Here is a 21,757-nt window from a genome sequence, read left to right on the forward strand (position 1 = left end):
AAATCTGTGATGTCAGGATGGACGGACAACCTGAACTTGAGTCTTCCGGTGCACGCTCAAACTGCGCAGTTGCGCAGTCGCAGAAAAGCCGGAATCGGAGGGCTCGGGTGTTCTTACCCGGCGGGTGCATGGCCGCACAACCCGGGTGAGCGTAACCAGTCAACGATGACGCGGCGGAGGAGGTGTGACGGTGGCGCTGGTGAAACGTCTGTGGCGCGGCTTTACGGGAGCTTTCACCGGCTGGACCGGCATCGGCCTGGCCGCGCTTATTGGCGTGATTCTCGGAGTCGGCCTGTTCACCGTCTATTACTCGGGTTTCACGGATTACTTCGGCAATGATCCCGAGACTTGCGCCGGCTGTCACGCGATGAATGAGGAATACGAGGGCTGGCAAAAGGGCAGCCATGCCGATGTGGCTACCTGCAACGACTGTCACGCCCCGCACGACAATCTCATTCACAAATATGCGAACAAGGCCGAGAACGGCTTCATGCATTCGCTGAAGTTCACGCTCGGCAATTACCCCGAGAATATTCAGATCCGCGAGCACAATCGAGAAGTTACCGAGGCGGCCTGTATCTATTGCCACGGTGATTTCGTCGATCAGATCACCAACAGTTCAAACCACACGGGTGAAACCGTGTCATGCATCCGTTGCCACGACGGCGTGGGACACACGAGGTGAACCGATGAGTACCGACAAGACCAATTCCAACGCTTCGGCCGACGACAAGCCGAGCGGAGCGACCCGGTGGACGGGGCCCGGTAAACGCTGGGTCCCGATCGTCGTGCTCATCGCCTGCGTGGTGGCAGCAGCAGGCCTGACCTGGCTGCTGACAACGATCTTCACACACAAGCAAGAATCCAAGCAACCGTTCACACAGGTGGTCGAGATCACCGACACCACCTATGACCCGGCCGTCTGGGGGCAGAACTATCCCCTGCAGTACGAGTCGTATCTGCAGACCTCCGAGATGGACGAGGCCGACAAGGTCGCTCATGAGCCGACCGACCAGGATCCGCGGCTGTTCGTCACGCATTCCAAGCTGGAGACCTACCCCCGGCTGGTGAACATGTGGCAGGGCTATGCCTTCTCGGTTGATTACCGGGAGCCGCGTGGACACGAATACATGCTCACCGATCAGCAGTACACCCGCCGCATGCTGGAGTTCGATCAGCCCGGTGCCTGCCTGAACTGTCACGCGTCCCTGCCCGAGGTGATGGACGACCTGGGTGACGGCGATCAGATGGCCGGTTGGGCGGCGATGAACAAGATGCCGTATTCAGAAGCCGTGCAGCATGCGTCCGGCCCGATCGCCTGCATCGACTGTCACGATCCGCAGACGATGGAGCTGCGAGTGACTCGTCCGGCATTCATCGAGGGCATCAAGGAATACATGGCCTCGCAGGGTGTCGAGGATTACGACGTCAATGAGGACGCCAGCACCCAGGACATGCGCGCCTACGTCTGCGCCCAGTGCCACGTCGAGTACTACTTCGCCGGCGACGAGAAGACCCTCACCTTCCCGTGGGATCACGGTCTGACAGCGCAGGATGCCATTCAGTACTATGACGAGATCGGCTGGACCGATTTCACTCATGCCGATACCGGGGCGCCGGTGTTGAAGGCTCAGCATCCCGATTTCGAGACCTGGAGCCAGGGCATCCATGCCGACAACGGCGTGACCTGCGCCGACTGCCATATGGCGTACAACCGTGACGGGGCCGCGAAGGTCAGCGATCACGACGTCACCAGCCCGATGTCAAGCGAAGAGTCCATCAACGCGAGCTGTCTGACCTGCCATCACTCGACTGCCGCCGAGATGCAGGAGCGGGTCGACACCATTCAGAATCGTTGGTATGAGGCTCAGGACATCTCGTTCGCGGCCTTCGATGAGTTCATCGCCGATCTGAGCACCGCGGTCGACGAGGGCACGGCGACCGACGAGCAACTGGAGATCGCACGCGACTACCAGCGTCGCGCGTCCTTCTTGATCGACTACACGATCTCGGAGAACTCGAAGGGGTTCCACGCTCCCGCGTATTCGATCTCGATCCTGAATCAGGCGACCGACTACTCCCGCAAGGGCCAGCTGGTGCTGCGCGGCGTCGATGTCGATCCTGCTACCGGACCGGTGAGTTCCGCGACACCGAGCCCGGAACGCTGACCTATCTCACACCAGGAGTTGTTCGGAGTGCCCACATCGCATGACCTACCCGCCAGAACACCTGCCCAACCCGACGCAGGTGTTCTGGCACGTTTCCTGGAGTCGGCTCCCGATGACCTGAAGGGCTGGGCGGACGAACAGCTCGCGCAACTGGGCGAACAGGCCGAGGCGGCAGAAGATCCCGACGCGGTTGGCCTGGAGGCGTTCGCCGACGATTTCGACGACCTTTCCGATGAAGATCCGGACGATTCAAAATCAGGCCGACCGAGAGTTTCTGGCAAATCCAAGGCATCCAAGGCCAAGGCGAACAAGGACGGCAAGGTCGGCGGCGTCCGCAAGATCACGCTCGTTCTGGTGACCCTGCTGACCGCGGCCGTGGTGATCATCGTCCAGCAGTCCGGGCTGGGCGGCAGCGATTCGTCCTCGGCGATGGGCGGCGGCACGAGTTCTGCGATGCCCAGCGATCTCAGCAGCTATGACCAGGTCGACGAAGAACAGATCAACGCGCTGAAGGAGCAGATCGAGGCCGACCCCGAGAACGCCGATCTCAAACAGCAGCTGGCCGAGGTCTATCTGAGTTCGGGGCTGTATCAGGATGCGATCGAGCAACTGAATGGCGTCTTGCAGCTGGTTCCCGATGATCTGGACGCCCTGCTGGCGATCGGCGTCGCCGAGTTCAATCTGAGCCAGGACGAGCAGGCCGAGCAGCACTGGACCCGCGCAACCGAGGTCGCACCCGACCAGGTCGAGTCCTGGTACAACCTCGGTTTTCTCTACATGGCGCAAGACCCACCCGACTACGACAAGGTCGAACAGGCCTGGGGCAAGGTCATCGAGATCGACCCCGATTCCGAACTGGCGGCCACTGCTCAAGCCCACCTCGAGCAGATCCGCGCGGCCTCCCCGACGGCAAGCACGGGGCCGTGAGATGGAGATCACCCTTCCCCTGGCCCTGCTCGCCGGTGTCGTGTCGTTCGCGTCCCCCTGCTTCTTGCCGATCGTGCCGGCGTTCGTCGGGCAACTGATCGGCGCGGTGCCCGGGGCGTCCGTCTCGAAGAGGACCGCGCTGGCCACGACCTGCAGTTTCGTCGCGGGATTCAGCCTGGTCTTCATCGCGGTCTGGGCGTCCATCGGGTTGATCGGCCGCTCACTGGGCCCTCAGATGGGTGTGGCCAGGGTGATCGGGGGTGCCGTGCTGATCGTGATGGGGCTGCATGTCGCCGGCCTGATCGATATCGGCCTGCTAAACCGGATGCTCAGACTGCCGATGCCGGTGTCCGCTCGGTCTACAGCAGCACAGGTATCAGCCCGCGAGCTTGTGCCAGCCCCTCCAACGGCTGCGGAAAGAATCGACGGAAACCCTGACCTTGGCGCGTCGGCCCATTCGCCCGAATCCCACCGGGACCGAGTGGGGATGGGGACGCCGAAACCTGGCGCCGGCGTGCTGCGCTCCGCCTTGATGGGTGTCATCTTCGGTGCGGGTTGGACGCCCTGCATCGGCCCGGTGCTCGGTGGGATTCTCGCGCTCGCCACCGTCAGCTCCACCAGCGGACGCGGCATCGCCTTGATGTTCGCCTACTGCCTGGGCCTCGGCCTGCCGTTGGTGCTGGTCGGGCTGGGCGTCGTCCGGATCAACGGACGCATCTTGTGGTTCACCCGGCACGAGGCAGCTATTTCGCTTGTCAGCGGTGGATTGCTGGTGGTGATCGGGTTCTTGATGATCACCAACCTGTTCGCGAAGCTGGCCGGCATCATCCCTGGTCTCGGAATCTGAAGGAGCAACCGATGAGTGTCGATACCCGCAATCGCAACGTTGCCACGCGTCCGGTTCAAAATGATGAGCCGGTCGACGCGCTGGACGGCGGCACCGACTTCACGCTCGGCCAGGCCTTCCACGCTATCTATGCGTTCTTTTACAACAAGAAGTTCGGGCTGGCGTTGATTCTGGCATCCGGGCTGCTCGCGCTGTTCGGCGTGCTGCTGCCGCAGATGCCGGCCGGGGTTCGCGACGATCCGGCATCGCTCGATGCCTGGCTCACCTCCGTGCGTCCGACCTACGGCGGCTGGACCGACATCGTGAACGTCATCGGCGGCTTCAACGTCTTCAGCTCGCCGGTCTTCATCGCCGTGATGGCGCTTCTGGCGCTCAGCATCATCGCCTGCACCACCCATCGCATCCCGGTGCTGAGGCAGACGGTCTTCCACCCGCACACCAAGGTGACGGCCGATTTCTTCCGCAGGGCCCGCCTCAATCAGAGTTTCACCACCTCTTATGCGCCCGCCGAGGCTGTGCAATTGATCAAGGCGGACACCAAGGCGGCGCGCGTCCGAGTCATCGAAGACGACCGCGGGCCGGGCGAGAATCTGTACACCGACAAGTGGCATCTGGCGCCGTTCGGCACGGTGGTCGCGCACACCGCATTCGTGGTGATCATGGCCGGGTTCGTGGTGAGTTCGCTGACCGGCTTCCGCAACGACCAGTTCACTCTCACTGTCGGACGCCCGGCAGAGGTGGGGTACGGCACCGGACTGACCGCCGAGGCCAGGTCGTTCAGTGACTCCTACTACGAGGACGGCAGCCCCAAGGATTACGTGACCGATCTGGTCATCTACTCCGACGGCCAGCAGGTCGCGCAGCAAAACGTGCGGGTCAACGAACCGCTGCGCTACGACGGCGTGATGTTCCATCAGGCCTATTTCGGTATCGCGGCAGTCGTGCAGATCACCGACGACTCGGGCGAGGTCGTCTTCGACGGCGGCGTACCTCTGGAATGGACGACCGGCGGCGGAATGCTGAATTACGGCGTCGTCGAGGTCCCCGGACGCGACCAGGAACTCTTTGTCGTCGGTTCGGCATCCGGACAGACCGGAACCGGCATCGACCCTGGCCAGATGCGGATCGAGGTCTATCCGACCGATTCCGACACCCCCGTCGGCACCGCCGTGCTCGATCAATCCGGGTCGATCGAGGTCGACGGCTTTACCTACACGTTCGACCGCGAGCAGCAGTTCACCGGCTTGCTCGTCAAACATGACCCTGGCACCGGAGTCGTGTGGTTCGGCTTCCTGCTGCTGATCATCGGCACCTGCATCACGATGTTCTTCCGGCACCACCGGATCTGGATTCGGGTCACCCCGGGCGATGGCGGCGGGTCTGTCGTCCAACTCGCGTCGCCCGATCGGCAGGACGCCACCTTCGCCCGCCAATTCGGCCAGGTCTCCGACAGCCTGGCGCTGAAATTATCCGAGGAGCAACGCGAGTCGGAGGGGGCGCGACCTCCATATCCGGTGACCGAGTCAGCCACTTCCGCCGAGTCCCGCGCTGCTCAGCAACTGCAAACCGCAACAACGACGAACTCCGAGATAGAAGGGGATGACCCCGATGCTTGAGATCTCCCAGGCGCTGCTGGTCGCGACCACCGTACTGGTCATCTTCGCGCTGGTGGCCTACGTCATGGCTCTCGTTGGCGCGCGAGCCGCGAAGGCACCCACCGGGCGTCCGAAGGCGAAGGTCGCCGTCGGGGCAGCCGGTGCGTCCGACCTTGTGACCTCGAGTGACGGCGGTACGGTCGCCGGGCAAGGCACCGATCGCGGTGCGTCCGGGGCTGCGAGTGCGGCCGGGACGCGCGGCACTTCGACCACCACGCAGACGCGTCCGGGTGCCCCAAACCGGCGAGGAGTCGCCTGGTACGGCGGCAAGTTCGTTCAATTGGCCCTCATTTTGTTGACCGGATCGCTGGTGACAAGGGTCTTCGCCACCGGGCATGCGCCCTTCGCGAACCAGTACGAATTCGCGGTTTCCTTCGCCTGGGGCATGATTCTGGCGCTGATCTACTTCGAATGGCGCTACCACGTGCGGACGCTGACCACGGTGGTGCTGCCGGTGATCTTGGCGATGCTCGTCTACGCGTCCACCTTGTCGTATGAGGCCGACCCGCTGATGCCCGCACTGCAGAACAGCCCGCTGCTGACCTTGCACGTCTTCACCGCGGCGCTGGCCTACGGGGCGGCGGTCATCGCGTTCGGCGCTGCCGTGATGTACCTGCTGGGCGGACGCATCAAGTGGAGCGGCTGGCCGAAGCCCGACACGTTGGATGAGTTGGGCTACAAAGCGGTCATCATCACCTTCCCGATGCTGACGATCATGATCGTGCTGGGTTCGATCTGGGCGAACGTCGCCTGGGGACGCTATTGGTCGTGGGATCCGAAGGAGACCGCGGCACTGGTGACGTGGTTGATTTACGGCGCCTATCTGCATGCGCGCGTGGTTGCCGGTTGGCGTGGCAGCAGGGCCGCCTGGCTGCTCGTGCTGGGGTTTGCGGCGATCATTTTCACCTACTTCGGCAACCTGTTCTTCGGAGGCATGCACGCCTATGCCTGAGCCAGATCACAGCGCGCGGCAGACAACCGGCGACGCGCCGGATGCGTGGGGTGAGGTTGTCTCAAGTAATTCTGCGGTCTCGGACACGACGGCCCGGGAGTCGTCGATCTCACCTGGAGTGCAGCATCCGGTCTCTTCCGGGGACGCCGCACCGGACCCAACGAAGCCGGCCTCAACCGATGCGGACGAATTGGCAACTCGCATGCCGATAGTGGATCGGGAAGCACCGGCAGCATCGGATTGGCGCGCCAAGATTCGCGGCAGCGGCGTCGGCAACCTGATCGTGATCGGTGTCACCCTGCTCGCGGTGATCATCGGCGCCTGGCTGGTGATGCGCCCCGATGATGCGGAAGGTGAAGGCGGGTCTGGCGTGTCAGCGGTCGAAGTCCAGGGGGTGGGGGCTGCTCCCGTGGTCGGCGATGCAGCGCCGGGGTTCTCGGCGTCCACGCTCGACGGCAGCCCGATCGCGCTTGATGACTTGCGCGGACGCCCGGTCTGGCTGGTCTTCATGGCCACCTGGTGCACGGCCTGTCGAGTGGAGATCCCCGATGTGGAGGCTTTTCACGAGAAGGCCGGCGACGATGTGGAGGTCATCGCGGTCTACGTGGGGGAGGAGCCGTCGGTCGTCCAGCCGTACGTGGATCGCCTCGGGCTGTCGTTCACCCAGCTTCCGGACGCCCAAACGTCCTTGTCAGCCGCGTACGGAGTGATGGGTGTGCCGGCCCACTACTTCCTCGATTCGCAAGGAGTCGTGCAGGAGGCCCGGGTCGGTGTGCTCAGCCCCGACCAGATCGAAGAGTCCATCGCCAAAACCGCTGCATAATGCGCTCCGCGCGCCTCAGCAATAGTGAAATGAGGACCCGCCATCAGGCACCGACGAAGGCATTGGCTGCTGCCAGCACGCTCGGGCCTGCTTTCTCGAAGCTGTCCTCGTGCAACACCCGTGCCGGAGATCGATCGCCGAGATATGGGTTCATGCCTTGGAACCAGGTTTGCACCACGGCCGTCCCTTCGCTCTGGCTGATCAGAGTCACCACCCGATGTGTTAGACGCAAACGCTCCTCAGCCCCCGGTGACGGACGCCGCAGTGCCTCGACCCACTCGCGCACCGTCCTCGTTTCTGAAACGCCGGCAATATATGCGACGAGCTTGGCCCCCAGCGCGCGTCGAAGGTCGTCGACAACATTCGGCACAGAGGAGCGGATCGAGTCGTTGTATGCCTTCAGTCCTGCCGATTCGATGACTGTGCTCATATACCTAAGATAACATCGAACCACTCAGGAAACCAGGGTAAACACCACCCAAGATAGCGGATGTCTTCACACCGGTCAGGGTTGAGGCAGCACCCTTCCGTCCGGGCCGAAGATTCCGGACGAGCCGCGCCGCCAAGAGCCGATCAGGTGATCGTCCACCATGCCGATCGCTTGCATGAGCGCATAAACGGTGGTGGGTCCGACGAATGTGAAGCCGTGTTTCTTGAGTGTCTTGCTGAGCGCGACCGATTCGCCCGAAACGGCTCGGATCTCGTCCATGGTTTGGGGAAGCGGGGTGGTCTTCGGCAAGTGAGACCAGATCAATAGCGGCAGACCGCCGTCGGGGCGAAGATCGATCGTGGCCTGAGCATTCGAGATCGTCGCCTCAATCTTGCGGCGATTGCGAATGATGCCCACATTGTTCATGAGCTCTTCGATCTTGGCGGGGCCGAAGCCTGCGACTGCGTCCGGATCGAAGTTCGCGAACGCGTCACGGAAGTTCTCCCGCTTCGCCAAGATGGTCGACCAGCTCAGTCCGGCCTGAAAGCCTTCGAGGCTGATCCGTTCGAAAAGCCCTCGCTCATCGCGCACCGGCATGCCCCACTCGGTGTCGTAATACTCCAGATAGGCGTGGCTTGACGTTGCCCATGCCGGACGCGCACGTCCGTCTTCGCCGGTGACCAGATCCATGCAACCATCCTGCCCGCCGATTGCCGCCGATCGGAATAGCTGGATTGGGTGACGGTGTTAGCGTCCATGCACGGTAGTTGAAAGGAAAACTAATGACTCAGATTGCTGAGACGCAGATCCGAAACATCACCGGCACGCCCATCGCGCCGATCCTGGCCGACCGCTGGAGCCCGCGCGGTTTCGACGCCTCGCATGAGATCAGCCGTGACGACTTGCTGAGCATCGTCGAAGCCGCTCGTTGGGCTCCGTCCGCCGGTAACACCCAGCCGTGGGCGTTCATCGCTGCCCGCCGTGGCACCCCCGAATTCAACACGATCGCCGGCTCGCTCGCCGGATTCAATTCGGCCTGGGCCGGACGCGCATCAGCGCTCATCGTCTTCGCCACGATTCCCGCGCGCGGCCAGAAGATGGCCCGCTGGAACGAATATGACCTCGGTCAGGCTGCCGCGAGCGCCACGGTGCAGGCCGAGTACCTGGGCCTGCGCGTGCACCAGATGGGTGGTTTCGATGCCAACGTCATCCGCGAGGGCCTTGAGCTTTCGGACGATGTGAACCCGCTCACCGTGATGGCGATCGGTGCCTACGACGATTCGGATTCGGTTCCAGCCGAGATCGCGCAGCGCGACCTCGCCGATCGCAGACGCCTGCCCCTCGAGCAAGTCGTCCTCGTCTCATTCTGAGGTCCGCTTAGTACTTTCGCCTCGCGACGCGGTGGGAGCCCTCTTGACGGTCTGATAGGCCAGGTTTAGTGTGCTGAAGCGTCGATCGTGGGTGATCGGCGACCACGCAGGATCCGCCCGAGGTGACGATGCCAAGGGCCCCGACCCGGAGGCCGTAGTGAGCGCAAGCACATCTTCAACACAACCGCAGGACGAGTTCGGGCAGCCTACCGGCAAGCCACTCAAGAAATCGATACTCCCACACGCTCCGGCCACAAGCTGGTGGGTGCTCCTGATAACCACCTTGGCCATTTTGATGACCGCGATCGATGGCGGCATCCTGCCGGCGGTATTGCCGGCGATCGTCGACGAATTCGGGTTGAACAATGCCGAGGCCGGCATGATCAACTCGGTGTTCTTCGGTGGCACGATTCTCGGGGCAATCTTCTTCGGATGGATCGCTGACCGTATCGGGTCCGGTTACCGGCGGACTTGGACATGGATCATCGCCATGATGCTCGGTACCCTTGGCGGCGCACTGACGTTCGGGTTCTCAGGGGCGTTCTTATCGTTCTTGCTGTTGCGAATCCCGATGGGCGTGAGTCGCGGCGGGTCCGAGCCGGTCAATGTCGCATTGGTCGGTGAGTGGTGGCCTCGCGAACACCGCGGCTTCGCCGTGGGCGTCCACCACACAGGTTTTCCTCTGGGGCAATTCGCCACAGGAGCCCTCATCGCATTGGTATTGGGCGTGGGTGGCTGGCGCGAAGCATTCCTGGTGATTCCGCTGATTGGAATCCCGATCATGATCGCTCAGGCGGTAATCGGCACCAAGAAGCATCAGCAGAAGGTCTATGACTGGATCGACGAGCATGGGATGACTCGTCCGACCCACGAGCTTTCCATCAAGGCACCCGGCAGCATCATGGGGCCAGTCAAACAAGTTCTGCAGAGCAAGAACGCACTTTTGTGTATGGCCTTGATCTTCGTCTTCCTGTGGGCGGAGACCGGTGCTGTCACGTTCTTGACCACGCAGTTGACCCAGCATGGCGTCTCGCTGACGGAGGCTGCGCTGGTCTCTGGCGCCTCCGGACTAACCGGCTGGATCGGCCAGGTCGGCTGGGGTTGGGCCTCTGACCACACCGGACGCAAATTCGCACTCAAGTTCTTGACGGTGGGCTGGGCAGTGTTGATGTTGTGCTTCATCCCGCTCAGTTCGCTGACGATGGCCTGGATCGTGCTGATCATCTGGGGCTTGGTGCGCAACGCGCCGTTCCCGGTCGTTTATGCGTTGCTGATCGATTCGCTGCCTCGCTCGGCCGGCACCGCGATGGGCCTGATGATCGGTATCGCTCTGGGTGTTTCCGGTGTGTTCGCAGCAATGGTGCAAGGAGCCATCATCGATCACTTCGGCTTCACTGTGCACTACATCGTGCTGGCCGTGATTTGCTTGATTGGTCTGATCCCACTCGCGAAGATCACCGAGACTGTTCCCGAAGATGGGAACTGGAAGGAAGCTACCGCTGATGACGAAGTTCTCTGATTTGCTGGAACCCGGCGCTGAGGTCAAGGTGCTCGCTGAAGGTCTGACGTGGACGGAAGGCCCGGTTTGGCTTGCCGACCGGCAGGCGTGCATCTTCAGCGACATCCACACCAACTCGATCAGGGCCTGGTCTGAGCCGGAGCAAGCGCTTTCGGTTTTCGCTGGCAATGTTGACTTCACGAACGGACGCACGCTCGATCTGAACGGTGACATCATCGAATGCAGCCATGGTCGCCGCGGTATCCAGCGTCGTAATGCCAGCACCGGCGAAGTCACCATGCTGGTGGATCATTTCGCTGGCGTATCGCTCAACTCCCCGAACGACGTTGTCGTTGCATCTGACGGAGCCATCTGGTTCACCGACCCTTCCTACGGGATCGATCTACCAGGTGAGGGGCATCCGGGCGAACGCGAGTACGGCGACCGCTGGGTCTTCCGTTTCGACGAGAAAACCATGCAGATCTGGCCGGTGGTAACCGACATCATTGCGCCGAACGGTCTGGCATTCTCCCCGGACGATTCGGTGCTCTATGTGTGCGATTCATCGAATTCCGGTGGTGAAGAGGGGCCTGGACGCCATGTCCGCGCCTACGACATCATCGATGGACGCTTGGCGAAGTGGGGGCGGATGCTCTTCGAGATCGACAACGAGGTGCCCGACGGCATCAAGGTCGATGCCGAGGGCCATATCTGGTCGTCGGCAGGCGATGGAGTACGAGTTTTCGAACCCGACGGCACCGAAATCGGACGCATCACCACCCCGATGCGGGTAGCGAACCTGGCCTGGGGCGGCGATGATGGTCACACGCTCTACATGTGCGCGACCGACAAATTCCTGAGCATTCGCACCACGACGACGGACGCCACCTGGGCGCGCCGCGGATAGGCCGTTTAATTCCAGCTCTTCTTGACCAGCTCGACCTGCAGCTCGCCGGCGTCGCGCCAGGCGTCCAGGACGACGACTCCGGTGTTCGGGATGAAACCGATCTGGCCGCCGAACAGGTCATTCATGGTCATCCGCAGCAGGGTGCCGTGGGTGGCGCAAACCACTTGGGCGTCCGGAAATTGATCGACCAGGGTGGTGATGGCATAGCGTCCGCGGGCGACGACGAGTTCTGCTGGCTCGACCCCCGGAATGAAGTTGCGCGCTTCGAACTCGTCCACCGCGGCGACCTCACCTATGGTGGGCCACTTGGCGACCAACTGCTCGAATGTCAGTCCTTCGCCCGCAGCCCAGTCGCGTTCGGTGAGCGTCGGCAACGGCCAGCGGCGCTCAATGCCCAGCAGATCGGCGATGACATGCCCGGTCTCGGCCGCCCGGTGCAACGGCGAATACCGCAAGAAGTCCCACTCGGCGTCCGGCAGATGGTCACGAATCCAGGCGGCTGCCGCCCGAGCCTGCTCGCGTCCATGATCGTTGAGCTCGATATCGGTCGACCCCTGAAAGCGGTCGGTCGCATTCCACGGGGTTTGGCCGTGCCGCACAAACGCGATCCGGGTCACACTGCACCTACTTGTCCATCGTCTCGGAACCCAAAGAACCGCTCACGATGATATCCGAGTATGGGAATGCGCTCCTCACGCCCGCTGCACACATGGGAGATACTCGTAATCAATAAGTGCGATAGAGGTTTGCAAGGCATTCGGAGGTGAGGCATGGACCTGAATGACGAACCAGACGTAGATCAGATCCTCAACCGGGACGAGCAGGCACTTCGCGAGTCGCTCGAACGAGGTCTGGCGCAGGCTTCTGCGGGTGACACGGTCTACCTGGGTAGCTTTGCTCGGTACCTGGATGACGACGGCTGTGGCGACTCGCTCCCGGATCAGTAGCTTCTTACTGCTCCACCGTGCCCAGGGCTGCGTCCAACTCTTTGGCCAGGGGCGCCGAAAGCTGGGCGGAGAACGTGGCGGTCATGTGGTCGGAGTCAAGATACAGCAGGGTGTTGCCGATGATCGGGGCGCACAGGTCGTCGGAGCACATCAGGTCGGTCAGATCGATATAGGGGACGCCGAGATCCGTGCTCAGCTGCTGCTCGGCCCGTCGGGTAGACGCCCGTAATGCCTGCTCGGGCGGCAGCGAGCAGGTGGTGACGTCCTCCAAATGAACGGACAGGCAGATGGACGGTCCGGTGCCCAGATCGGGGGTGTCCGCGATGAGGATCGAGGGGACGTCCAAGTTTTCGACTGTCGTTCGCAGCGCATCTTCCCAGGTGCTGGCGTAGCCATCATTGCCGACATCAACAGCGGTCGAATCGTAATTCGACAAGATGACTGCTGCGGGATGCTCGGCGTTGACCTGCTCGACGACCGCGTCCCGCCACTGATCGCATTCGTCATAGGGCAGCCCATCGCGCAGCACCTCCACCTCGGCCGACGGGCACGAACTCTTGGTGTGCAACTCGAGTGCATAGCCGTGCGTCTGCGCGTAATTCAGCACGGCGGGGAACCAGTGCGCCGCATGTGAGTCACCGAACAGGACGAGCCGGGGCGCAGCCGCATCACCGTAGACACAGTCCGCGGGTTCGGTGGTGGTGAAGTCGAGATGACAGCCGTCTTGGAAGGGCAGCGCGGTGTCGTCCTGCGCCTCACGCAAGTCGGGCTGCAGATTGCGGGGCACGTAGTCGGTGAACTGCGGCGGCGACTGCAACACGGTGAGCGGCGCCTCCCGGTTGCTGTACAGCGACTTGCCGGCCGAATAGGTGAACGCGGCATTGGCCAGCAGGCAGGCGGCCAGCGATCCGGCCAGTGCGCAGAGCAGCGAGCGGCGAGCCTTGGCGCGGGTGAGAAAGCTTGCGTGGCGCATGGGATTCTCGACGAACCGGTACATCAGATAGGCGGCCGGCACCGAGGTCGCACCGAGCAACAACGTCCCCCACGTCGGCAGCGGATTGTCGAGCCCGGCAGCCATCTGCGGAATGCGCAGAATCGGCCAGTGCACCAGGTAAAGCGAGTACGAGATCAGCCCCAGCCACAACATGGGACGCGTCGACAGCATCGCGGTCGGTGAACGCGGCGCCGCGGCGTCCCCGGCGATGATGACCAACGCGGTCGAGACCACCGGAACGGTGGCGGCGAATCCGGGAAACGTGGTTTCGGCGCCGAACAAGAAGATCGACACGGCGAGTCCGGCCACTCCGATCCAGCCAACGACGGCCGCGCGGGTCCCGGTCAAGGGCTTGGGACGATAGGTCAGCCAAAAGGCCGACAGTCCACCGATGCCGAGCTCCCACGCCCTGGTCGGGAGCGAGAAGAACGCCCACGGTTGGGAGGCCTGCGTGTACCAGAGCGAGCTGACGAAAGATGCGGCCACGATCACCGCGAGCGCGCCGGCCAGTAGACGCGTGCCTCGGACGTGCCGGAACAGCTTGTAACCCAGGAACAACAACAGCGGCCACGCCAGATAGAACTGCTCCTCGACACCCAACGACCAATAGTGCTGAAAAAGCGACGGCGTCTTGTCGGCCAGGTACAGCGTCCCGTCGTTGGCGAACAGATAGTTCGGCACGTACAACGCGGTCGCCACCGCGTCCCTGCGCATCCCTGGAATCAGCAGCGGGGGATACCAGATCATGGCGGCGACGACCGAGAGCACGAGCACGACTAACGATGCGGGAAGAATGCGCCGAACCCGCCGCGCATAGAACTGCCCGAAGCTCACCTTGCCGGTGCCGTCGAGTTCTCTGAGCAACAGCGACGTGATCAAGAAACCGGAGATGACGAAGAAGATATCGACACCCACGTAGCCGCCGGTGGCGAACGGCACACCTGCGTGATAAATCAGGACTGCGCCCGCCGCTATGGCGCGCAGCCCTTGAATATCGCCCCGGAACCTGGATTCCGAGTTCGCCACGCTGGTGCTCCTTCAACCTTGATCTATTGATCTGCCGACTTTGTTGCGTCCGTCCTGGATCGAGGTATGCGGCGGACGCAATCTGCGCGCCCGGGTGCGGGGCGGCACTGGTTGATTCACGACACTAGTTGACGGTGGCGTCCGCTGTCAGTTTTGGCCGTGGCTCGGAGCAGCTTCCCACCTACTTACCACATAGCTTCCCAGGGTGATAAGTAAGTGGGAAGTTAAGTGGTAAGTAGGCAGGGACTCTGAATAGAGAGTGCGCTCAGTCGCGCTGGTAGATGTCGCGGGTGTAGATCTTGTCTTCGACGTCGCGCAGTTCGTCGACCACGCGGTTCGAGACGATCACGTCGGAGCGCCGCTTGAACTCGTCGAGGTCGCGCACCACTTCGGAGTGGAAGAACTCGTCGGTGTCGAGGTAGGGCTCGTAGACGATGACCGGCACGCCCTTGGCCTTGACGCGCTTCATCACACCTTGCACCGAGGACGCCCGGAAGTTGTCGGAGCCGCTCTTCATGGTCAGCCGGTAGATGCCCACCACCGACGGCTTTCGGCGCAGAATGTCGTCCGCGATGAAGTCCTTGCGGGTGCGGTTGGCGTCCACCACCGCCGCGATCAGGTTTTGCGGCACCTCCGAGTAGTTGGCGAGCAACTGCTTGGTGTCTTTGGGTAGGCAGTATCCGCCGTAGCCGAACGAGGGATTGTTGTAGTGCGAGCCGATCCGGGGGTCGAGCCCGACGCCCTCGATGATCTGCGCAGAATTCAAGCCGCGGGTGGCGGCATAGGTGTCGAGCTCGTTGAAGTACGCCACCCGCAGCGCCAGGTAGGTGTTCGAGAAAAGCTTGATCGCCTCGGCTTCGGTCGGGTCGGTCAGCAGCACGGACGCGTTGTGCTCGACGCTGCCCTCGAGCAGCAGGTCGGCGAAGGCCTGCCCGGCCTCTGTGCGGTCGCCCACCACGATGCGTGAAGGATGCAGATTGTCGTAGAGCGCGTGCCCTTCGCGTAAGAACTCCGGCGAGAAGATGATGGACGCCCCGGCGTGCTCTTCGCGCATCCGGGCGGTGAAGCCCACCGGCACCGTCGATTTCACGACGATGGTCACCTCGGGGTTGACCGCGAGCGCGTCCGAGATCGTGGATTCGACCGACGAGGTGTTGAAGAAGTTCTTGTCGGGGTCGTAGTCGGTGGGGGTGGCGACCACGATAAACTGTGCGTCCCGATAGGCGGGTGCTGCGTCGGTGGTCGCGCTCAGTGACAAGGACGCATGAGCGAGATAGTCCTCGAGTTCGGCGTCCTCGATCGGCGAGGTGCGGGCATTGATCAGATCGACCTTCGCCGCATCGATGTCGACGGCCACCACGTCATGGTGTTGGGCCAAGATAACAGCGTTGGAAAGCCCGACATAGCCAGTGCCGACGACGACGATCTTCACTGATGACTCCTTAACGGGGACGATCTCAACTCGCCGTACGCCTCATTTGCGGGCAAGCATGAACTCGGTTCGTAAGCCTACTTGACTTCGTTGGCAGGCGTCGGTCGACCGCCTAGAGCGCCTCATCGGCATGCTTGGTTCGTCGTTATACCTCATCGAGGTATAACGAAATATAAAGATAAGCGTACGTAACCAAATCCGTATACCCAGGAGAGTCACCTCGCCTCTTCGTTGGGCGGTAATGCGAGCGGTTAGCCCTGCAGGATCGCGCTTGGGAAGTAGCCTCTCACCCGAGCGATTCGTAGAACGTTGCCATCTCGTCGCCGCGCAGCGCCTTCTGTAGTTCGAGGAGTTTGTCGCCATCGACCAGCACGATCGATTGGCCGTCTTCGGTGGTGGACACCCCGGAGGTGGGCAGCTGGAACGAGTTGATGTCGTCCCCCCTGATGTCTCGCATGCTCCAGCCGAGATCGAAAATCGCGTCGTTCGTCAGCCCGGAGTCGACGGTGAAGTTGGTGCCGAGCACACCGATCGCCTCTTTGAACTTTCCTGGATCGGTCAGCACGCCGGTGGAGGTCAGCTTCGACAAGACCGCCTTGATGACGTCGCGTTGCCGCTCGGCCCGGCTGAAGTCGCCGCCGGAAAGGTCGTAGCGTTCGCGCACATAGGCGAGCGCGGAATCTCCGGTGAGAGTGATCTCGCCCGCGGGAAAGTCATAGCTGCTGGTGGACGACGCCTCTTTGTTGTAGACCGTCACTCCGCCGACGGCGTCGATCACCTTCACGAAGCCCTCGAAGTCGATGATCGCGGTGTGATCCATCGGGACGCCGAGCATTCCTTCCATCGTCTCGACAGCCAACGGTGCGCCACCCCACGAGTAGGCCGCGTTGACCTTCGCCATCCCGTGGCCGGGAATCGAGACATAAGAGTCTCGGGGGATGCTCATCAGATAGACGTTTTGCCGGTCGCCAGAGATATGCAGCAGTTGCAGCACGTCGGAGCGTCCTTGCTCGTCGCCACGGGTATCCGAGCCCATCAAGACGATGTTGATCGGCGCCTCGGCATCACCCGACGGCTCCACCGAAGGCGGACGAGTACCGCTGGGCATCATGCTCGGGTCGCGCTGCACCTCATTGAGCGCGCTCAGCGTCGACGAGCCGTAATAGATCGCAATCCCCGCGCCACCCAGCAGCAGGGCCAGCAGCACGATGAGCACCCCGAAGAGCAGACGGCGGTTGCGGCGGCGCTCGTGCTTGGGAGACTTACCCGGCTCGGAGGTCTCCGGGCTCTCGTCATCAGGAGGCAACGGCTCATCCGTCATAGGTGAGCACCTTTCTGAGGGAATTGGACTTTCGACAGTTTACGTTGATGGCCGCCTTCGTGGCCCGCGGGTCCGCCGGATGATAGATATTTGTGCTGGTGAGGGAAATTTTTCCAAGTTCCGAAGGTCGTGCGGGTGTCGGCAGTGGGTGCGCCTTGACGATGGGGCAGGGCTGCCGGTCGGTCAGATTTTGCGCTGATAGATGAAGTTTTCTCGGGCCTCGGAGGATGCGCGGCCCTCGTCAACGCCCGACGAGTACGCGGCAGCGCAGCGAGTTAAGGATCATCAGGGTCGAATCGGGTATCGAAAGTCTCAATGGCTACGTGATGGACGGGCTGGATTACAACCTGTGAATGGGGTTAGCCTGAGCAGGCCCGTAACGATCGCGGGTAAGCGTTGGAGTTCAAGCTGGCCTTGTTGCGGGGCGCGGAAGACCAGGAACCTGACGCCAAAACTTCGCAAAAGAGGTAAGGGATGCCACCCCAAGAAGCCGGACGAGGCACCGCACCAGAAGACGTTGTGCCCGTCGTGGAGTCTGATGATGCTTCATCTATGCCTGTGCTGCTGCGCCCGATCTTATGGGTACGCTCCTTGCCCGCCTCATACAAGCGTCTCGTATTGGTGGCCTGGGATTGCCTGGCCTGGGTAATCGCCGCAGTGACATTTAGCCTTGTCCGGTTCGATTTGGATCTGAACAGCGAGCAGTGGCTCAGCGTCGCCATCTACGTGGTCATAGTGATCGCTCTTCAGATCGTCGGCGGCCTGACCAGTCACATCTATCTCGGACGCAACCGGGTCGGCAGCTTTATGGAGGCCACCACGATCGGTGCGTTGGTGTTCGGCGCGAGTATTCCGCTGGGTGTCGCGTTCAGTCTCGTGGTGCCCGAATTCCCCAGGAGCATGGTGCTCACGGTTCCAGGACTGGCGCTGATGATTATGGCCACGGGACGATGGCTGGTGCGGGCCGCAGCTCAGCTGTGTCGCCAGCAGGATTCGCATTCCGCTGTCCGGGTGTTGCTTTACGGTGCCGGAGACGCAGGTCATCAAGTAGCAAAGCTGCTGCGGTTATCTCCCAAACCTCCGTACGTGATCGCGGGTGTGCTCGACGACGACCCGAATAAACGCTATCTGCGGGTCGAGGGCCATCGCGTGGTGGGCACCGGAGCCGACCTCGTCTCCCGAGTGGAGGCACTGAAGGCCGACGCGGTGATTCTCGCGGTCACCGATGCCAGCCAGCAACTACTCCAGAGCGTGTCAGAGGCTTGTGACGCCGCACAGGTCAAGCTGATCGTGCTGCCCCCGGTGAAGGAGATCATCGGTGGACGCGTGTCGCTGGGCAGTCTGCGTCCGTTCAATGTCACCGACCTGTTGGGGCGCAGACCGATCGAAACTGATCTCAGTCAGGTGGCCGGCTATATCAACGGCAAGGTTGTCTTGGTTACCGGTGCCGGCGGCTCCATCGGTTCTGAATTGGCTCGTCAGGTTTTCAAGCTCGGGCCGAGCAAACTGATTCTGCTCGACCGGGACGAATCAGAGTTGCATGGCGTGCAGCTCAGTCTTTATGGCAGCGGATTGCTCGACACCGACGATATGGTGTTGTGCGACATTCGCGACTACGAGGCATTGAGCGAGGTGTTCCGCAAACACCGCCCCGATGTGGTCTTCCATGCTGCGGCGCTCAAGCACCTTCCGATGCTGGAGCGTTTTCCGCTTGAAGGATGGAAGACCAACGTGCTCGGCAGCCTCAATGTGCTGCGCTGCGCGCATGAGACCGGCGTGCAGCGTTACGTCAATATCTCCACCGACAAGGCGGCGGACGCATCCAGCGTGCTGGGGCAGACGAAACGGCTCGCCGAGCAGTTGACCGCTTGGTTTGCCGACGCATTTCAGATGCCCTATGTGTCGGTGCGGTTCGGCAACGTTCTCGGCTCGCGCGGATCGGTGCTGTACACATTCAAGGCTCAGATCGAGCGGGGTGAGGCGCTCACCGTCACGCACCCCGACGTCACTCGTTTCTTCATGACCATTCCGGAGGCCTGCCAGCTGGTGCTGCAGGCAGGCGCCATCGGCACCGCCGGCGATGTGATGGTGCTCGATATGGGCGAGCCGGTGAAGATCGTCGATGTCGCGAAGCGGTTGATCGCCGAGTCGGGCAAGGACATTGACATTCGCTATACCGGGCTGCGGCATGGCGAGAAGCTGAATGAGGTGCTGTTCAGCCACGTCGAAGAAGGTAGTGCCAGCGAGCACCCGCTGATCAGCCACGTCTCCGTTCCCCCGCTCGACCCGGAGCGTCTGCTGGAACCGGCTGATTATCTGCCCGTCATGAACGAAACGGGAGTTGAAAGTGCAAGCGTTGAAAAGAAGCGCGTGACGCACGCATGACGAAACATATCAACTTTCCATTGCGTGCGAATCCATGCGGGGTTCGTTGATGCGCGACGTAGTCTTTCCATCGTTGACAGCGCTGGTCGTTAGCCTGCTGTTACCGTTCGCGGTTGTTCCTGTTTTGCGGAAGTTGGCTGTTTTTGATGTGCCTAATGAACGCTCCTTGCATTCACGTCCCACTCTGCGAGGCGGGGGTGTAGCGCCCCTGCTGGGCGTCCTAATAGGCGGCATATTGCTAATTATGTTGGCGCCAGATTCGGGATCATCCTTCTTAGTTGTGGTGGTAGTGTTCGCGGCCGCAGCGGTGAGCATTCTAGGATTGATCGAGGACATACGAGGCGTCCCTGTCTCGATCAGAGCAGCGCTCCAATTGGTGATTGGAGCGCTGAGTTCGGGACTGTTATTGCTGAACGCTGGTGTCAACCTGGCGTGGCTTCCCCTCGCTGCTCTCTTCTTTGCTGCAAACGTCAATTTCGCGAACTTTATGGATGGCGTTAACGGCATCTCGAGCTTGCAGGGGCTTGTCGTGGGGTTCGCATTCTGCGCACTCGGCCTCGTAACCGGGTTGACTTGGTTGGCGAGCCTAGGGCTAATTCTCGGGATGGCTTTTATAGCATTTCTGCCCTGGAACTTAGTTTCATCCGGAATGTTCTTGGGAGATGTCGGAAGCTATCTTCTGGGTGGACTTGTAGCAACGATCGCAACAGCGGCGATCATTGAGGGAGTCCATCCGATTGCTGCTCTTGCGCCATTGACGATTTACTGGGCGGACACTGTTTCTGTTCTTGTTCGGCGGACCCTCCGAGGCGAGCCGATCTTCAAGGCCCACCGGAGTCACGTTTTCCAGCGGCTTACCAGTACTGGCTTGTCTCACGTCACTGTTGCTCTTTTGGTGTCCGCATTTACGTTGGCAACGAGCGCGTTAGGTCTCTTGAGCGAATGGCGGCCATTCTTGGTCTGGACGAGCGTGCTCGCGATCATAGTGGTCGCTCTATGCTATTTATCTAGTGCAAGGTGGCGAGGAAATAGGATCTCTCCTGACAGAGTGACCAGTCATCTCTCCCCGATCTCAAAACCAAGCCCTAATCCGGCGCGGTTGGGATGGTCTCCGACGTGCTGGGTAGTGGTCGGAGCCACTGGCTTTATAGGTAGCGCTCTAGTAAGAGACCTTGAAGCACAGGGGCTTGGTGTGATTAAGGTGAGCGCACCTCGGGTGGAGCTTGACCCCGACACTTACGACGGTCAGTCAGTCGTGGATATCGCAGCGTCACTATCTGAAGTGGATATGCTTGCTGCGCAATTAGCAGGCGCAGATGTTGTCATCAACGCTGCAGGAATGGCAAGCCCAGATGCGGAAGCGTCCGCGAGTCTTTACGGCGCGAACTCCTTGCTTCCCGCCGTTATCGCTATCGCCACTGACAAGGCGGGAGCTCAGAGGCTGATCCATCTGAGTTCGGCCGCTGTGCAAGGCGATAGGCCGATGCTTGATGACTCTGTAGATGTCTCTCCTTTCTCGCCATATTCGCGATCTAAAGCCCTCGGAGAGCGGGCGTTCCTACTCGCAACGCAAGCAGCGGATAGCGGCTCCGACTTCGTCGTAATCCGAGCGACATCCGTGCAGGGTCAAGGGCGGCGGACGACTGAGTCTCTGAGGCGTATTGCTCGTTCGCCGCTAGCTAGCGTCGCGGCGCCAGGAACCCAGCCCACAGTTGTCAGCAGTCTTGATGGCCTCACAACTTTTGTACGACGAGTTGGGACCTACAGTGATCCTCTTCCTGCGATCTTGCTGCAGCCTTGGGAGCACCTGACTGTCGGTGATGTTCTTAAGGCTGCAAGTGGTCGCGAACCCATTGTCCTTCCTGCAGCGATGTGTAGAGCGGCGATTCTGATAGGAATGGCAGCCGGAAAACTATTTCCGGTGCTGGCCGGTCTCGTTAGGCGAGTGGAGCTTATGTGGTTCGGGCAAGGTCAGGCAGATTGTGGCCCTGAGGGATTACGCGAGACAGGCTTGACATCTATACGGGATGTCTTGGCCGGAGGAGGTGTCCGGCTATGAGCCGACGACAGCAATT

At 61.5% G+C, this 21,757-nt stretch carries 20 protein-coding genes; 13 read left to right on the forward strand and 7 right to left on the reverse strand.

Features of this window, described 5'->3' with window-relative positions; genetic code table 11:
• Positions 1–190: 190 nt before the first annotated feature.
• Genes nrfH through ccsB form a run of 6 tightly spaced genes read left to right on the forward strand, consistent with a single transcriptional unit; the run spans position 191 to position 6,549 of the window.
• The gene (gene nrfH / locus QQ658_RS01000) at positions 191–685 is read left to right on the forward strand and encodes a cytochrome c nitrite reductase small subunit (protein WP_286025831.1); all 495 of its coding nucleotides are present in this window, start codon (positions 191–193) and stop codon (positions 683–685) included.
• Between the two features lie 4 nt (positions 686–689).
• Positions 690–2,168 (forward strand): ammonia-forming cytochrome c nitrite reductase subunit c552, encoded by a 1,479-nt coding sequence (locus tag QQ658_RS01005; protein ID WP_286025832.1) that lies wholly within the window; start codon positions 690–692, stop codon positions 2,166–2,168.
• Between the two features lie 27 nt (positions 2,169–2,195).
• Positions 2,196–3,095 (forward strand): tetratricopeptide repeat protein, encoded by a 900-nt coding sequence (locus QQ658_RS01010; RefSeq protein WP_286025833.1) that lies wholly within the window; start codon positions 2,196–2,198, stop codon positions 3,093–3,095.
• A gap of 1 nt (position 3,096) precedes the next feature.
• Positions 3,097–3,942, forward strand: coding sequence for a cytochrome c biogenesis CcdA family protein (locus tag QQ658_RS01015; protein ID WP_286025834.1), 846 nt, complete (start codon positions 3,097–3,099; stop codon positions 3,940–3,942).
• 11 nt (positions 3,943–3,953) lie between these two features.
• Positions 3,954–5,558, forward strand: coding sequence for a cytochrome c biogenesis ResB family protein (locus QQ658_RS01020; protein WP_286025835.1), 1,605 nt, complete (start codon positions 3,954–3,956; stop codon positions 5,556–5,558).
• A complete protein-coding gene (gene ccsB, locus QQ658_RS01025) occupies positions 5,551–6,549 on the forward strand; it encodes a c-type cytochrome biogenesis protein CcsB (protein WP_286025836.1) in 999 nt (332 codons plus the stop codon). The genes QQ658_RS01020 and ccsB overlap by 8 nt, the downstream gene beginning before the upstream one ends.
• A gap of 6 nt (positions 6,550–6,555) precedes the next feature.
• Here the strand turns inward: ccsB and QQ658_RS01030 are convergent, their stop codons facing one another.
• A complete protein-coding gene (locus QQ658_RS01030; RefSeq protein WP_286025837.1) occupies positions 6,556–6,753 on the reverse strand; it encodes a hypothetical protein in 198 nt (65 codons plus the stop codon).
• Here QQ658_RS01030 and QQ658_RS01035 point away from each other — a divergent pair.
• The gene (locus QQ658_RS01035) at positions 6,752–7,372 is read left to right on the forward strand and encodes a TlpA family protein disulfide reductase (RefSeq protein ID WP_286025838.1); all 621 of its coding nucleotides are present in this window, start codon (positions 6,752–6,754) and stop codon (positions 7,370–7,372) included. The genes QQ658_RS01030 and QQ658_RS01035 overlap by 2 nt on opposite strands.
• Positions 7,373–7,415: 43 nt before the next feature.
• Here the strand turns inward: QQ658_RS01035 and QQ658_RS01040 are convergent, their stop codons facing one another.
• Entirely contained in the window at positions 7,416–7,802 is a 387-nt protein-coding gene (locus QQ658_RS01040; RefSeq protein ID WP_286025839.1) for a hypothetical protein, read from the reverse strand.
• 75 nt (positions 7,803–7,877) lie between these two features.
• Positions 7,878–8,492, reverse strand: coding sequence for a DNA-3-methyladenine glycosylase I (locus QQ658_RS01045; RefSeq protein ID WP_286025840.1), 615 nt, complete (start codon positions 8,490–8,492; stop codon positions 7,878–7,880).
• 92 nt (positions 8,493–8,584) lie between these two features.
• Between QQ658_RS01045 and QQ658_RS01050 the strand changes: the two genes are divergently transcribed.
• The 3 genes from QQ658_RS01050 (at position 8,585) to QQ658_RS01060 (ending at position 11,577) form a co-directional block, all read left to right on the forward strand.
• Entirely contained in the window at positions 8,585–9,172 is a 588-nt protein-coding gene (locus tag QQ658_RS01050) for a nitroreductase family protein (protein ID WP_286025841.1), read from the forward strand.
• 157 nt (positions 9,173–9,329) lie between these two features.
• Positions 9,330–10,691, forward strand: coding sequence for an MFS transporter (locus tag QQ658_RS01055; RefSeq protein ID WP_286025842.1), 1,362 nt, complete (start codon positions 9,330–9,332; stop codon positions 10,689–10,691).
• Positions 10,675–11,577, forward strand: a complete 903-nt coding sequence (locus QQ658_RS01060; protein WP_286025843.1) for an SMP-30/gluconolactonase/LRE family protein — start codon at positions 10,675–10,677, stop codon at positions 11,575–11,577. Before QQ658_RS01055 ends, QQ658_RS01060 begins: the two co-directional genes overlap by 17 nt.
• 5 nt (positions 11,578–11,582) lie before the next feature.
• Here QQ658_RS01060 and QQ658_RS01065 read toward each other — a convergent pair whose 3' ends face one another.
• Positions 11,583–12,194 carry a histidine phosphatase family protein gene (locus QQ658_RS01065; protein WP_286025844.1) on the reverse strand — a complete coding sequence of 204 codons (612 nt, stop codon included), beginning with the start codon at positions 12,192–12,194 and terminating at the stop codon, positions 11,583–11,585.
• Between the two features lie 153 nt (positions 12,195–12,347).
• Here QQ658_RS01065 and QQ658_RS01070 point away from each other — a divergent pair, with 153 nt between their 5' ends.
• Positions 12,348–12,524, forward strand: a complete 177-nt coding sequence (locus QQ658_RS01070; RefSeq protein WP_286025845.1) for a hypothetical protein — start codon at positions 12,348–12,350, stop codon at positions 12,522–12,524.
• A gap of 4 nt (positions 12,525–12,528) precedes the next feature.
• On the opposite strand, the gene QQ658_RS01075 is transcribed toward QQ658_RS01070, so the two are convergent.
• From QQ658_RS01075 to QQ658_RS01085, 3 genes are all read right to left on the reverse strand, one after another.
• Entirely contained in the window at positions 12,529–14,544 is a 2,016-nt protein-coding gene (locus QQ658_RS01075; RefSeq protein ID WP_286025846.1) for an acyltransferase family protein, read from the reverse strand.
• A gap of 265 nt (positions 14,545–14,809) precedes the next feature.
• The gene (locus QQ658_RS01080; protein WP_286025847.1) at positions 14,810–15,976 is read right to left on the reverse strand and encodes a nucleotide sugar dehydrogenase; all 1,167 of its coding nucleotides are present in this window, start codon (positions 15,974–15,976) and stop codon (positions 14,810–14,812) included.
• 286 nt (positions 15,977–16,262) lie between these two features.
• Positions 16,263–17,297: an LCP family protein gene (locus QQ658_RS01085; RefSeq protein ID WP_286025848.1), complete on the reverse strand. Its 1,035-nt coding sequence runs from the start codon at positions 17,295–17,297 to the stop codon at positions 16,263–16,265.
• 474 nt (positions 17,298–17,771) lie between these two features.
• On the opposite strand from QQ658_RS01085, the gene QQ658_RS01090 reads away from it, so the two are divergent.
• Both QQ658_RS01090 and QQ658_RS15315 read left to right on the forward strand, forming a co-directional pair.
• The gene (locus tag QQ658_RS01090) at positions 17,772–19,682 is read left to right on the forward strand and encodes a polysaccharide biosynthesis protein (RefSeq protein WP_286025849.1); all 1,911 of its coding nucleotides are present in this window, start codon (positions 17,772–17,774) and stop codon (positions 19,680–19,682) included.
• Between the two features lie 244 nt (positions 19,683–19,926).
• Positions 19,927–21,741: an NAD-dependent epimerase/dehydratase family protein gene (locus tag QQ658_RS15315; RefSeq protein ID WP_353057970.1), complete on the forward strand. Its 1,815-nt coding sequence runs from the start codon at positions 19,927–19,929 to the stop codon at positions 21,739–21,741.
• The last annotated feature ends 16 nt before the right edge of the window (positions 21,742–21,757 follow it).

The organism is Propionimicrobium sp. PCR01-08-3 (assembly GCF_030286045.1).
Taxonomy (GTDB): Bacteria; Actinomycetota; Actinomycetes; order Propionibacteriales; family Propionibacteriaceae; genus Brooklawnia.